Origin of the sequence: Stutzerimonas balearica DSM 6083 (assembly GCF_000818015.1) — a bacterium.
Taxonomy (GTDB): Bacteria; Pseudomonadota; Gammaproteobacteria; order Pseudomonadales; family Pseudomonadaceae; genus Stutzerimonas; species Stutzerimonas balearica.
The window spans coordinates 3,468,975-3,482,819 of the sequence record NZ_CP007511.1; the positions used below are offsets into that span (position 1 = coordinate 3,468,975).

General features: G+C 64.6%; 13 protein-coding genes and 1 other RNA gene. 10 read left to right on the forward strand and 4 right to left on the reverse strand.

The annotated features are described in order from the left end of the window. Positions 1-18: 18 nt before the first annotated feature. On the reverse strand, positions 19-1,272 hold the full coding sequence (locus CL52_RS16060) for an ATP-binding protein (RefSeq protein ID WP_041103912.1): 1,254 nt from the start codon (positions 1,270-1,272) through the stop codon (positions 19-21). A 148-nt stretch (positions 1,273-1,420) separates the two neighbouring features. On the opposite strand from CL52_RS16060, the gene CL52_RS16065 reads away from it, so the two are divergent. After that, a complete protein-coding gene (locus CL52_RS16065) occupies positions 1,421-2,125 on the forward strand; it encodes an SIMPL domain-containing protein (protein ID WP_043221760.1) in 705 nt (234 codons plus the stop codon). Positions 2,126-2,187: 62 nt separating this feature from the next. On the opposite strand, the gene CL52_RS16070 is transcribed toward CL52_RS16065, so the two are convergent. Both CL52_RS16070 and CL52_RS16075 read right to left on the reverse strand, forming a co-directional pair. Next, positions 2,188-2,517, reverse strand: a complete 330-nt coding sequence (locus tag CL52_RS16070) for an RnfH family protein (RefSeq protein ID WP_041103909.1) — start codon at positions 2,515-2,517, stop codon at positions 2,188-2,190. Continuing rightward, on the reverse strand, positions 2,510-2,944 hold the full coding sequence (locus CL52_RS16075; RefSeq protein ID WP_041103907.1) for a type II toxin-antitoxin system RatA family toxin: 435 nt from the start codon (positions 2,942-2,944) through the stop codon (positions 2,510-2,512). Before CL52_RS16075 ends, CL52_RS16070 begins: the two co-directional genes overlap by 8 nt. A 179-nt stretch (positions 2,945-3,123) precedes the next feature. On the opposite strand from CL52_RS16075, the gene smpB reads away from it, so the two are divergent. Next, a complete protein-coding gene (gene smpB, locus CL52_RS16080) occupies positions 3,124-3,606 on the forward strand; it encodes an SsrA-binding protein SmpB (RefSeq protein WP_041103905.1) in 483 nt (160 codons plus the stop codon). Between the two features lie 24 nt (positions 3,607-3,630). On the opposite strand, the gene CL52_RS16085 is transcribed toward smpB, so the two are convergent. Then, complete coding sequence (locus CL52_RS16085; protein WP_041103903.1) at positions 3,631-4,425, reverse strand: GntR family transcriptional regulator; 795 nt, start codon at positions 4,423-4,425, stop codon at positions 3,631-3,633. 277 nt (positions 4,426-4,702) lie between these two features. Between CL52_RS16085 and CL52_RS16090 the strand changes: the two genes are divergently transcribed. The 8 genes from CL52_RS16090 (at position 4,703) to CL52_RS16120 (ending at position 13,821) form a co-directional block, all read left to right on the forward strand. Next, positions 4,703-6,397 (forward strand): L-lactate permease, encoded by a 1,695-nt coding sequence (locus CL52_RS16090; protein WP_043221762.1) that lies wholly within the window; start codon positions 4,703-4,705, stop codon positions 6,395-6,397. A gap of 94 nt (positions 6,398-6,491) precedes the next feature. Then, on the forward strand, positions 6,492-7,313 hold the full coding sequence (locus tag CL52_RS16095; protein ID WP_041103899.1) for a (Fe-S)-binding protein: 822 nt from the start codon (positions 6,492-6,494) through the stop codon (positions 7,311-7,313). Further along, on the forward strand, positions 7,310-8,770 hold the full coding sequence (locus CL52_RS16100) for a LutB/LldF family L-lactate oxidation iron-sulfur protein (protein WP_043221763.1): 1,461 nt from the start codon (positions 7,310-7,312) through the stop codon (positions 8,768-8,770). Before CL52_RS16095 ends, CL52_RS16100 begins: the two co-directional genes overlap by 4 nt. Further along, entirely contained in the window at positions 8,767-9,438 is a 672-nt protein-coding gene (locus CL52_RS16105) for a LutC/YkgG family protein (protein WP_043221765.1), read from the forward strand. Before CL52_RS16100 ends, CL52_RS16105 begins: the two co-directional genes overlap by 4 nt. Beyond that, on the forward strand, positions 9,435-12,284 hold the full coding sequence (locus CL52_RS16110; RefSeq protein WP_043221767.1) for an FAD-binding and (Fe-S)-binding domain-containing protein: 2,850 nt from the start codon (positions 9,435-9,437) through the stop codon (positions 12,282-12,284). Before CL52_RS16105 ends, CL52_RS16110 begins: the two co-directional genes overlap by 4 nt. 176 nt (positions 12,285-12,460) lie before the next feature. Beyond that, positions 12,461-12,766, forward strand: coding sequence for a PA2433 domain-containing protein (locus CL52_RS16115; RefSeq protein ID WP_041103890.1), 306 nt, complete (start codon positions 12,461-12,463; stop codon positions 12,764-12,766). Between the two features lie 137 nt (positions 12,767-12,903). After that, positions 12,904-13,282: a transfer-messenger RNA gene (ssrA, locus tag CL52_RS20425) on the forward strand. Positions 13,283-13,587: 305 nt separating this feature from the next. After that, the gene (locus CL52_RS16120) at positions 13,588-13,821 is read left to right on the forward strand and encodes a hypothetical protein (RefSeq protein WP_043221769.1); all 234 of its coding nucleotides are present in this window, start codon (positions 13,588-13,590) and stop codon (positions 13,819-13,821) included. Positions 13,822-13,845 lie beyond the last annotated feature (24 nt).

Here is a 13,845-nt window from a genome sequence, read left to right on the forward strand (position 1 = left end):
CCGCTTGAACGACTGAAGTCAGCTGCGCAGCATACCGTGCGGCAGGCGCAGCTCGGTCAGTGTGCCACCTTCTTCATGGTTGTAGAGTTTCACGGTACCGCCAGCACGGGTCACGCTGGCCTGGCTGAGAAACAGCCCGAGGCCGAAGCCCTTGCCCTTGGTGGTGATGAAGGGCCGGCCGATCTGCTCGGCGATCGCCAGCGGGACACCGGCACCGTGGTCACGAATGGTCAGCTTGATCCACTGCGCATCCCAATCCAGACGAATGTCCAGATCATCCGGGGACGCATCGGTGGCGTTGTTCAGCAGATTGAGCAGTGACTGACTGAGATCGGCCGCCGGCATCAGGCGCGGCGCACTGCCCTTGCCCAGGCACTGGAAGCGATAGGTCGCCTCCGGGCGCATCAGATGCCAGCGCTGCAGCACGCTGTCGACCCATTCCTTGGCGGTCTGTTCCTGGACAGCCTGGCGACGATCGGCCTCGGCAGCGCGCACCAGCTGCTGCAGACTTTCCTTGCACAGCTGTACCTGCGACTGCAGCAGCCCCAGATCCTCGTTGAGCTGCGGTTCCTTGTATTCCTGACGCAACTCCTTGAGCAGGACGCTCATCGTCGCCAACGGGGTACCGAGCTCGTGCGCTGCGCCGGCAGCCTGGGTCGCTACCGCCAGCAGCTGCTGGTCGCGCAGGCTCTCCTCGCGCCGCTGGGCCTGCAGCTGGGCCTGCTGCCGCAGCTGTTCGGCCATGCGCGCGACAAAGAAGGTGATCAGCGCCGCCGCCAGGGCGAAGCTCAGCCACATCCCGTACACCTGCAACGTGGCGCGCTCGGCAGGCTCGAGCAGCAACGGGTCGTACCAGATGAGCATCGCGGTGTAGCCGGCCAGGGCGAAGCCCGAAAGCACGATCGAGTACAGCCAGGGCAAGGTCGCCGCCGCGATGGTCAGCGGCACCAGGTAATAGGAAACGAAGGGGTTGGTCGAACCGCCGGAGTAGTACAGCAAGGCACTGTGGATCAGCAGGTCGCAGCCCAGATGCACCGCATACTCCAGCTCGGTGACCGGCCAGGGGCCCCGCAGCCGCAGGGCCGTGCCGACACAGAGCAGCGCCGACAGCCCCAGGGTGATACCGAGCGCCAACCAGGGCAGGGGCAGCAACTGCGTCGCATAGGCGATGCCCACCGCACCGGACTGCGCGGCGAGCACAAGGATTCTGATCAGGATCAGGAGCCGCAGGTTTTCGCGGCTGGCCGACAGCAGCTGAACGGACGAATACATGGAATCTCCAAGGATCCGGCGAGTATAACGAAGCCGCCAATTCGCCGACTCCCGTGCGGCAACAGGACGCACGGAATCACTGTGCAAACGGCCAGAGCCGGTTACATTCATCGCTCTTATCCCTATTTGTCCGTTCGAGGAGCAACCAATGTTCAAGCGAGTCTCTCACAGCATGACCCTGCTGGCATGCCTGAGTCTGTTCGCCAGCGCCCAGGCCCTGGCCGACGACCAGCGCTACAACCAGGTATCGCTGCGTGCCGAGGTCAGCCAGGAAGTGCCGCACGACCGGATGCAGGTCACGCTCTACACCGAAAGCCAGCACAGCGATCCGGCGCAGTTGGCGGGCGAGACGACCCGCACGCTGAACGAGGCGCTGCAACGGGCGCGGCAGGCCAAGGGCGTGACGGTCAGCCAGGGCAATCGCAGCAGTTATCCGGTCTACGAGGAAAAGGGCCAACGCATAGTCGGTTGGCGCGAGCGTGCGGAAATCCGCCTGGAAAGCGGTGACTTCGCAGCGCTGTCCAAGCTGACCGCCGATCTGATGCAAAGCCTGAAAATGGCCGACATGCAGTTCAGCGTCTCCGATGCCGTTGCCCAGAAGACCGAAGACGCCCTGCTCAAGGAGGCCGTCGCGGCGTTCCGCGCACGCGCCCAGCTGGCTACCGAGGCACTGGGCGGCAAGGATTACCGGCTGGTGAGTCTCAGCCTCGACGGTGGCGGCAACTTCCAGCCGCTGCGCGGGCCACGCATGAAGGCCGCGATGATGGATGCCGAATCCATGCCGGAGATCGAAGCGGGCAGCCGTCAGATCACCCTGAATGCCAATGGCGTCATCGAAGTGGTCATGCCCTGATCGGCGCGCCAGGGGCCGGGCAACCGGCCTGCATGGTCGCCGTGAAGCCTGCCGCTGGCCGCTTAGCCGGCCGTGTCCGGCTCGGCGGCGTCGGCCTGCTTCTTCGCCGCCTTCGCGGCGCGCTGCTTGCGGACTTCCTTGGGGTCGGCGATCAGCGGTCGATAGATCTCGACACGATCGCCCTCCTCCACCAGCCGCTCGTCGGGCTTCGGCACTGCCTTGCCGAAAATGCCAAGCGGCGCAGCGGCCAGGTCCAGCCCGGGGAAATGCGCCTGCATGCCGGAGGCCAACGCCGCCTGGCGCACACTGGTTCCCTGCGGCACGGTGAGCCGGAGCAAGCGCTGCTTGTCGGCCAGCGCATAGACGACTTCGATGGCAACAGGCTTATCCATAAAGCTGCTTGGCCCTTTCGCAGAACGCATCGACGAGCGTATTGGCAGCCTGGGTGAACAACGGCCCCAGCGCCATTTTCACCACCGGGCCGGCGTAATCGAAGCGCAGATCGAGGCTGATCTTGCAGGCCTGCTCACCCAGCGCCTTGAATTCCCAGATGCCGTGCAGATGGCTGAACGGCCCTTCTTCGAGGGTCATCTCGATACGTTTGCCCGGCTCCAGATCGTTGCGCGTCTTGAAGCGCTGGCTCAGCCCGGCCTTGCCCACCGTCATGCTCGCCTGCATGTGCGTGTCGCTGCTGGACAGCACTTCGGTGGCGGTACACCAGGGCAGGAACTGGGGATAGCTCGCCACATCGTTGACCATGTCGAACAGGGCCTGCGCAGGGTAAGGCAGCAGCGCGGAGCGTTGAATGTGCGTCGTCATGCGGACCTTCTACTTCAGGTGCGAGCGCCGGCCGGCCGGTCAGCGTCAGGCAAGGCGCCGAAGACCCGACGCCTGAAACAAGTTGCAGCATTGTCCGGGATTAACCGGATCGCCTCAAGTTCACGCCAACGCGGCGAGCTGTCGCCAGCCGCAGCGCGACTGCCTATAATGCGCGCCCTATGGCCAAACAGAAAAAGCAGTCCCCCGGGACCATCGCGCTTAACAAGAAAGCGCTACACGACTACTTCATCGAGCAGAAATTCGAAGCCGGGCTCGTGCTCGCCGGCTGGGAAGTCAAGAGTCTGCGCGCCGGCAAGGCCCAGCTCGTCGACAGCTACGTGCTGCTCAAGGATGGCGAGGCCTGGCTGATGGGCGCGCACATCAGCCCGCTGACCAGCACCAGCACTCACGTGATCGCCGACCCGACCCGTACCCGCAAGCTGCTGCTGCACAAGCGCGAGCTGGGCAAGCTGTTCGGTGCCGTGCAGCAGAAGGGCTACGCCTGCGTAGCGCTGTCGCTGTACTGGAAGAAGCACATGATCAAGTGCGAGATCGCCCTGGCCAAGGGCAAGAAGGAATACGACAAGCGCCACACCGCAAAGGAGCGCGACTCCGACCGGGAGATCCAGCGCGCCATTCGCAGCAAGGGCAAGGACGACTGACCGCGTCCGCCCTGCTCGCTCGCCTCAGCTCCTCACACCTGCCGCGAGGCCCCGCTCGCCATGCCGGCGCTGCGCCCGGGCCAGACGCTGCGCTTCCTGTTGTCCCTCGGCCAGCACTTCCTGCACATAGCTGATGTGTCGATGGATCACATCGCGCGCCTCGTTCGCCCGCCGCGCCATGATCGTTTCATAGAGCTCGCGGTGCTGGCTCATCAGCATGTCGCGCGTTTCGTCGCGCAGCGCATACATTCCGCCGATGTTGGTCACTACGTTGCGCTTGAGCAGATCGAACAGACCGCGGATGGTGTGCAGGAGCACGGCGTTGTGGCTGGCCTCGGCGATCGCCAGGTGGAACTGGGCGTCGGCCGCCCCCTCCTCGGCGCGGGTGACCTTGCCCTCGCGCGCATAGCAGTCCTGTAGCGCTTCGAAGGCTTCGGTCAGGCGCTGGCGGTCAACCTCGGTGGCGCGCAGCGCCGCGTAGTAGGCACAGCTGCCTTCGAGCGTATGACGGAACTCCAACAGGTCCCGCTGAGCATCGCTGTTGTTCTCCAGCAGGTGCAGCAGCGGGTCGCTGAAGGTCGAGCCCAGCGACTCGGCGACGAAAGTGCCGCCGCCGTGCCGGCTGACCAGCAGCCCTTTGGCCGCCAGCTTCTGGATCGCCTCGCGCAGCGAGGGCCGCGAGACGCCGAACTGCTCGGCCAAGACGCGCTCGGCCGGCAGGCGCTCACCCGCCTTGAGCGTGCCCTCGAGAATCATCGTCTCCAGTTGCGCCACGATGCCATCAGCCAGCCGCCGCTGGCGCACCATTCCCACTTCCATTCATGCCTCGATTGGTTTGACCACTATATAGGCAGCCAGACTAGCGAGCGCCCTCAGCCCCCGCAAGACGCCGCCCTGCGACCAAAGTCTATGCAGGCCTCATTGACGCATTGACAAGTGAACTCTTACGCTGGCCATTCTCTGCCGAGAATTGGTATTACCAATTTACAAAACGAGCATCAAACAAAAAGAGGATCCTCCATGCCGTTTTTGCTCAGCTGTCTTCCCGCGGCCCTGCCGGGCTATCAATCGTGCAACGTGACGGCGGAGGTCTGACATGTCGACAGGTATGCTCGCCCTGTTTGCCTTTTCCCCGATCCTGCTCGCCGCTGTCCTGCTGATCGGCCTGCGCTGGCCGGCCCGCACGGCGATGCCGCTGGTGTACGTCGTCACCGCCGCTGTCGCGTTGTTCGTCTGGGACATGAGTTTCAACCGGGTCCTCGCCTCCACGCTGCAGGGGCTGGTCATCACCATCGGCCTGCTGTGGATCATCTTCGGCGCGATTCTGCTGCTGAACACCCTGAAGCATTCCGGCGGCATCACCGCCATCCGTGCCGGCTTCACCACCGTCAGCCCTGACCGCCGCATCCAGGCCATCATCATCGCCTGGCTGTTCGGCTGCTTCATCGAAGGCGCCTCGGGCTTCGGTACGCCGGCGGCGATTGCTGCGCCGCTGCTGGTAGCGATCGGCTTCCCGGCGATGGCTGCGGTCTTGATGGGCATGCTGGTCCAGAGCACGCCGGTATCCTTCGGCGCGGTCGGCACGCCGATCATCGTCGGCGTCAACAGCGGCCTGGATACCGCCACCATCGGCGCCCAGCTGGTCGAGCAAGGTTCGAGCTGGCAGGCCTACCTGCAGCAGATCACCAGCAGCGTGGCGATCACCCACGCCATCGTCGGCACCGTGATGCCGCTGATCATGGTGCTGATGCTGACCCGCTTCTTTGGCAAGGAAAAGAGCTGGAAGGCCGGCTTCGAAGTGCTGCCGTTCGCGATCTTCGCCGGGCTGGCGTTCACCCTGCCCTACGTCGCCACCGGCGTATTCCTCGGCCCTGAATTCCCCTCCCTGCTCGGCGGCCTGATCGGCCTGGGCATCGTCACCACCGCGGCGCGCATGGGCTTTCTGGTACCCAAGCGCACCTGGGACTTCGCCGACGCGAAGGACTGGCCGAGCGAATGGCTGGGCAGCGTGGAAATGAAGCTCGAGGACCTGGCAGCCCGCCCGATGAGCACCTTCCGTGCCTGGCTGCCCTACGTGCTGGTCGGCGCGCTGCTGGTGATCAGCCGTGTGTTCCCCGACATCGGCAACCTGCTCAAGGCCTGGAACATCGCCTTCAACGACCTGCTCGGCGAAGCCGGCGTCAGCGCCAGCATCCAGCCGCTGTACCTGCCGGGCGGCATTCTCGTCCTGGTGGTTCTGGCGACCTTCTTCCTGCATGGCATGAAGGCCCGCGAGCTGGGCGCAGCGGTCAAGGAATCCTCCAGCGTGCTGCTGAGCGCCGGCTTCGTACTGCTGTTCACCGTGCCGATGGTGCGCATCCTGATCAACTCCGGGGTGAATGCCGGCGAGCTGGCCAGCATGCCGATCACCATGGCGCGCTATGTCGCCGACAGCGTCGGCAGCGTCTATCCGCTGCTGGCACCGACGGTAGGTGCGCTGGGCGCCTTCCTGGCCGGCTCGAATACCGTCAGCAACATGATGTTCAGCCAGTTCCAGTTCGGCGTCGCCACCAACCTCGGCATCTCCGGCGCGATGATCGTTGCCATCCAGGCCGTCGGCGCCGCCGCCGGCAACATGGTGGCGATCCACAACGTGGTTGCCGCATCCGCCACCGTTGGCCTGCTCGGCCGCGAAGGGCAGACCTTGCGCAAGACCGTTTGGCCTACGCTGTACTACGTACTGTTCACGGGGGCGATCGGCCTGATCGCGATCTACGTGATGGGCGTGACCGACCCGCTGGTCGGTAAGTAAGACAACCGTGAAACCTTGCCCCGCCCATGCGGGGCAAGAGCGCTTCAACCTCCCGCAGTTTGCGGATAACCGGGCCCACCCGGAGACCAAGCCGATGAGCGAACTCTTCTACAACGCCGCGCCGAACGCCACCCGCGTCGCGCCGCCGCTGCCCAAACCACGCGAATATCCTGCCAAGCCGAGCCAGGTTTACCTGTTCGGTACCTGCGTGGTGGATCTGTTCTATCCCGAGGCTGGCCTGGATGCCATCCGCCTGCTCGAGCGCGAAGGATTGACCGTGCACTACCCGCAGGGTCAGACCTGCTGCGGCCAGCCGGCCTACACCACCGGCTATACCGACGAGGCGCGAAAGGTCGCCCGTGCGCAGCTGGAGCTGTTCGCCAACGACTGGCCGGTAGTCGTCCCTTCCGGTTCCTGCGCCGGCATGCTGCGCCACCATTATCTGGACCTGTTCAAGGACGAGCCGGCCACGCTGAAGAAGGCCCAGGCGCTGGCCGAGCGCACCTTCGAGCTGGCCGAGTTCCTGCTCAACGTCTGCAAGGTCGAGTTCAAGGATGCCGGCACGCCGACCAAGGTCGCCCTGCACACCTCCTGCTCGGCTCGGCGCGAAATGAATACCCATCTGCACGGCCGCGCCCTGCTCGCCCAGCTGGGCCAGGTCGAGCGCGTCGAGCATGACCACGAGAGCGAATGCTGCGGCTTCGGCGGCACCTTCAGCGTGCGCATGCCCGATATCTCCGGCGCCATGGTGCTGGACAAGACCCGTGCGCTGAAGGAATCCGGCGCGCACCAGGTGGTCAGCGCCGACTGCGGCTGCCTGATGAACATCAACGGCTCGCTGGAAAAGCAGCGTGAAGCCCTGCGCGGCCAGCACCTGGCGAGCTTCCTCTGGCAACGCACCGGAGGTGCCCGATGAACGCCGAACAGCGTATTCCCGCGATTCAGATCGAAAACGCCGGCGACCCGGATTTCCGCGCCCGCGCACGCAAGTCGCTGAAGGATGAGCAGCTGCGGCGCAACTTCCGCACCGCCATGGACTCGCTGATGACCAAGCGCGCCGCGGCGTTCAGCGATGCCGACGAACGCGAGCGGCTGCGCGAAATGGGCAACCATATCCGCGCCCGCGCACTGTCCAAGCTGCCCGAACTGCTCGAGCGGCTGGAAGCCAACCTGACCCGCAACGGTGTGAAGGTGCACTGGGCGGAGACGGTAGACGAGGCGAACAACATCGTCCTCGAGATCGCCCGCGCTCACGAGGCGCGCCAAGTGATCAAGGGAAAATCGATGGTCAGCGAAGAAATGGAGATGAACCATTTCCTCGACGGCCATGGCATCGAATGCCTGGAATCGGACATGGGCGAGTACATCGTCCAGCTCGACCACGAGAAGCCTTCTCATATCATCATGCCGGCAATCCACAAGAACGCCGGCCAGGTCGCGTCCCTGTTCCACGAGAAACTCGGCGTGGAGTACACCAAGGACGTCGACCAACTCATTCAGATCGGTCGCCGCACGCTGCGGCAGAAGTTCTTCGAGGCCAATATCGGCGTCTCCGGGGTGAACTTCGCAGTGGCCGAGACCGGCACCCTGCTGCTGGTGGAGAACGAAGGCAACGGCCGCATGAGCACCACCGTGCCGCCGGTACATATCGCCGTCACCGGCATCGAAAAGGTGGTGGAGAACCTGCGCGACGTGGTCCCGCTGCTCTCGCTGCTGACCCGCTCGGCGCTCGGCCAGCCGATCACCACCTACGTCAACATGATCTCCGGCCCGCGCAAGGCCGACGAGCTCGACGGCCCGCAGGAAGTGCATCTGATCCTGCTGGACAACGGTCGCAGCCAGGCCTTCGCCGACAGCGAGCTGCGCCAGACGCTGAACTGCATCCGCTGCGGCGCCTGCATGAACCACTGCCCGGTGTACACCCGCGTCGGCGGCCACACCTACGGCGAGGTCTATCCCGGGCCGATCGGCAAGATCATCACCCCGCACATGGTCGGCTTGGACAAGGTGCCGGATCACCCCAGCGCCTCGTCGCTGTGCGGCGCCTGCGGCGAAGTCTGCCCGGTGAAGATTCCGATTCCGACCCTCCTGCGGCGCCTGCGCGAGGAAAACGTCAAGGCGCCGGACGATCCGCACAAGGTCATGCGCGGCCAGGGCAGCAAGTACTCGCGCAAGGAGCGGCTGATCTGGGCCGGCTGGCGCCTGCTCAACACCAGCCCGACGCTGTACCGCGTATTCGGCTTCTTCGCCACACGCCTGCGCGGCCTGACGCCATCGAACATCGGCCCCTGGACGCAGAACCACAGCGCACCGAAACCGGCTGCCCGCTCGCTGCACGAGCTGGCCCGCGAGCACCTGGAGGGCAAGCGATGAGCGCCAAAGCCAACATTCTCGCCAAGCTGAAAAAAAGCCTGGAGGGCACTACGCCGATCGTCGATGACTACGACGAGTCGCTGGTGACCCAGCCCTGGAGCTACGCGCCGGAGCAGCGCATCGCCCGCCTGCGTCAGCTGATGGAAGCGGTGCACACCGAGATTCACCTGACCACGGACGCCGGCTGGCCCGCCCTGCTCGAACAGCTGCTGCACGACCGCCAGCTGCCGAGCCTGCTGATCGCCCCGACCACGCCGTACGGCCAGCGCTTCACCGCGCATTGCGCCGGTCGTGAAGGCCTGCCGACGCTGAAGGCCTACGACCGCCCGGTCGAGGACTGGAAGGACGAGCTGTTCAACGACACCCCGGCCAGCCTCACCGGCACCCTCGGCGCCATTGCCTCCACCGGCAGCCTGATCATGTGGCCGACCCGCGAGGAGCCGCGCCTGATGAGCCTGGTGCCGCCGGTGCACTTCGCCATCCTCAAGGCCAGCGAAATCCACGACAACTTCTACGAGATCCAGCAGAAGTTCCAGTGGGCTGCCGGCATGCCGACCAATGCGCTGCTGGTTTCCGGCCCGTCGAAAACCGCCGACATCGAACAGGTGCTAGCGTATGGCGCCCACGGGCCGAAAGATCTGGTCCTGCTGATCCTGGAGGACGCATGAACGCGGCCGCCCAGCTCGAACGTGCGCCCTTGCCGGCGGCGTTTCTCCGTGAAGTCGAGCGCCTGATCCCGGTCGAGCGGCGCTTCGACGACCCGCTTTCCACCCTCGCCTTCGGCACCGACGCCAGCTTCTACCGGCTGGTGCCCAAGCTGGTGGTGCGCGTCGAAACCGAAGCCGAAGTGGTCAGGCTGCTCAAGCTGGCGCATGCCGAGAACGTACCGGTGACCTTCCGCGCCGCCGGTACCAGCCTGTCCGGCCAGGCGATCAGCGACTCGGTACTGATCGTGCTCGGCGACAACTGGAACGGCCGCGAGATTCGCAACGGCGGCGAGCAGATCCGCCTGCAGCCCGGCGTGATCGGCGCCAACGCCAACGCCGTGCTGGCACCCTTCCAGCGCAAGATCGGCCCTGATCCGGCCTCGATCAACGCGGCGAAGATCGGCGGCATCGTCGCCAACAACTCCAGCGGCATGTGCTGCGGCACCGCGCAGAACAGTTACAAGACCCTCGCGGGCCTGCGCGTTGTGCTGGCCGACGGCACCGTGGTCGACAGCGAGGATGCCGCCAGCGTTGCCGCCTTCCGCCAGAGCCACGCCGCCCTGCTCGAGCAGCTGGCCGAACTCGGCCGCGAAACCCGCGCCAACGCCGAACTGGCGGCAAAGATCCGCCACAAGTACCGGCTGAAGAACACCACCGGCTTCTCCCTCAATGCGCTGGTCGACTACGACGAGCCGCTGGATATCCTCAACCACCTGATGGTCGGTTCCGAAGGCACGCTGGGCTTTATCAGCGCGGTGACCTACGACACCGTGCCGGACCATCCACACAAGGCCAGCGCGCTGGTCGTGTTCCCCGACGTGGAAACCTGCTGCCTCGCCGTGCCGGTGCTCAAGCAGCAGCCGGTGTCTGCCGTGGAGCTGCTCGACCGGCGCAGCCTGCGCTCGGTCGAGCACAAGGCCGGCATGCCCGAGTGGGTAAAAGAGCTGTCGCCAACCGCCTGCGCGCTCCTGATCGAGTCGCGCGCCGCGACCCAGCCCCTGCTGCACGAGCAGATCAACCAGATTATGGCCTCCATCGCGCACTTCCCGGTGGAAAAGCAGGTCGATTTCAGCGAGGACCCGGTCGTTTACAACCAGCTCTGGAAGATCCGCAAGGACACCTTCCCGGCGGTCGGCGCGGTGCGCCAGACCGGCACCACGGTGATCATCGAGGACGTCACCTTCCCCGTCGAGCGCCTGGCCGAAGGTGTAAACCGGCTGATCGAGTTGCTCGACAAGCACCGCTACGACGAAGCGATCCTCTTCGGCCACGCGCTAGAGGGCAATCTGCACTTCGTCTTCACCCAGGGCTTCGATGATCCGGCCCAGGTCGCCCGTTACGAGGCCTTCATGGGCGAAGTGGCGCAGCTGGTCGCCGTCGAGTTCGGCGGCGCGCTCAAGGCCGAGCACGGCACCGGGCGCAACATGGCGCCCTTCGTCGAGCTGGAATGGGGCAGCGAGGCCTATGCGCTGATGTGGAAGATCAAGCGCCTGCTCGACCCCACCGGCATCCTCAACCCGGACGTGGTGCTCTCCGAAGACCCGGACATCCACCTGAAGAACCTCAAGCCGCTGCCCGCCGCCGACGAGATCGTCGACAAGTGCATCGAGTGCGGCTTCTGCGAGCCGGTCTGCCCATCCAACGGGCTGACCCTGACGCCACGCCAGCGCATCGTCATCTGGCGCGACATCCAGGCGCGCAAGCGCGCGGGTGTCGACACCACGGAAATCGAGCGGCTCTACCACTACCACGGCGTCGACACCTGCGCGGCCACCGGCCTCTGCGCCCAGCGCTGCCCGGTCGGCATCAACACCGGCGATCTGGTGCGCAAGCTGCGCGGGCGCGAGGCCAACCGCACCGGCGTGGCTGACTGGCTGGCCGGGCATTTCGGTACGGCGGTACAAGGCACCCGCTTCATGCTGCATGTGGCCAACGGCGCGCACCTGATCATGGGCACGCGCAACCTGGCCAAGCTGTCGGCGACCATGACCCGCGCCAGCAAGGGCCGCGTGCCCCAGTGGACGCCGGCTACACCGCAGCCACTGCAACGCCTGCACCTGCCCAAACCAGCCGTGCAGGACGAGCGCCCGCGCGTGGTCTATCTGGCCGCCTGCGTCTCCCGTGCCATGGGCCCGGCGGCACGCGATCAGGAACAGGAGCCGCTGCTCGACAAGACCCGCAGCCTGCTGGAAAAGGCCGGCTACCAGGTGATCTTCCCCGAACAGCTGAACAACCTGTGCTGTGGCCAGCCGTTTGCCTCCAAGGGCTATGCCGAACAGGGCGAACGCAAGCGCCAGGAGATGCTCGATGCGCTGCTCAAGGCCAGCCGCGGCGGGCTCGACCCGATCTATTGCGACACCAGCCCCTGCACCCTGCGCCTGGTCCAGGGCCTGACCGATCAGCGCCTCGATCTGTACGACCCGGTGCGCTTCATCCGCACGCACCTGCTCGACAAACTGGACTTCGTCCCGCAGGACAAGCCGATCGCCGTTCACGTCACCTGCAGCACCCAGCACCTGGGCGAGGCGCAGGCGCTGATCGACATCGCCCGCCACTGCGCCAAGGAAGTCGTGGTGCCTGAAGGCATCCACTGCTGCGGCTTCGCTGGCGACAAGGGCTTCACCACGCCGGAGCTGAACGAGCATGCCCTGCGCAGCCTGAAGAATGCCGTGCAGATCTGCGACGAAGGCATCTCCACCAGCCGCACCTGCGAGATCGGCCTGTCGCTCCATGGCGAGATCGACTACCACGGCCTGGTCTATCTGGTCGACCGGACCAGCCGGCCAAAGATGGCGACACCTGCCTGAGTGGCCCAACGGCCCGGCCGCCAAGCCGGGCCGTTTCGTTTGTGGCAGTTCGATGAACGCTCAAGCGCAATCGCAGTCGGAATTTCAGAGCCCGTGACGGGTTCGCTTCGACTCGGTGCCGCTGCTCACCCGTACGCCTGGCGGACCGGGAAGTCCAAAAGACTGGAGGACCCACAATGAAGATCCACGTATTGCTCGCATCAGCCGCCCTGCTGGCCAGCCCCGCCGTCTTTGCCGAAGACGATCTGTGCGCGATCAACCTGCAGGAAATCGAGAACAACATGGCGACCAACACCGTCACTCTCGGCGAGCCGGCGCGCAGCCAGGTCGAGGAGCTGACCCAGAAGGCCAAACAGGCGCAACAGGCTGGCGACAAGGAAGCGTGCATCGCCCACAGCACCAAGGCGCTACAGGAACTCAAAGGCCCGGGCAGCAGCGGCAGCGGCGGCACCAGTGGCTCCGGCTCCGGCGCCGGCCAGTAAGAAAGGCGGCCCGGGCCGGCTTGCACCGGCCCGGCCGCACCCTGATCATTTCTTAACCAGCATGGCTAAAAAATGATCGACAAGCCCAAATCACCCTAGTAGACTCCGCAGCCACTGAAGCACCACAAGCTGCACCAGGGGCCGATTAGGATTCGACGCCGGTAACGAAACTTGAGGGGCATGCCGAGTTGGTAACAGAACTCGTAAATAAACTGTTGCAAACCTATAGTTGCCAACGACGACAACTACGAAGGGTACGCGCTAGCCGCCTAACCTTCATCTGGTAGCTTCGGCTCCAGCGGTCACTAGGGGATGCCTGTAAACCCGAAATGACCGTCAGATAGAACAGGATCGCCGCCAAGTTCGCTGTAGACGTAACGGCTAAATCTCATACAGCTCGCTCCAAGCACCCTGCCAATCGGGCGGCGCGGAGTTAACTCAGTAGATCTGGCTAAGCATGTAGAACCAATAGCGGAGAGCTGGCGGACGGGGGTTCAAATCCCCCCGGCTCCACCAATATTCAAACCCCAACCACTCTCGGTTGGGGTTTTTTCTTATGTGCTCCCGCCAGACCCCGCGAACATGCGCGGAACGCTGAGTAGGTTTGCGGACTTCGACAGTCCGGCTGCCTGCTTACCGCTGGCCATATGGTGCTCTCTCCGGGCCATTCCTCTCTCTTTTCTGTCCGCCTCAAAACCGCCCGAAGTCCGCAGGCGTCACACCTGCGACCTATGTAAATCAATGGCTTGCACGTTGATCGATCAAGCGGTTGTTCTTTGGAATTGGTAGGATGAGCACTTATGAATCCATAAGGAGAGGTCATGGGAATCATCGATCAAACGACCTACACGCTCACTTGCCCCAAATGTGGTGCCAGTGAGTCTCAGAAAGTCCTCGACAAAGGCTCCAACTGGAGCGGTTCATGGTGGCAAAGCGGTGCGAGCTTCACGCACTTCCAAACAACCTGGGATGGCGAAGGCGGGTCTGTTGAGCCCGAGCTGTCCATTGCGACTTGTAAGAGTTGCCAGTCCAAGGCCCAGGTTGCCATCAGCTGACGAGTAAATTTTGAAAGCTGCTTT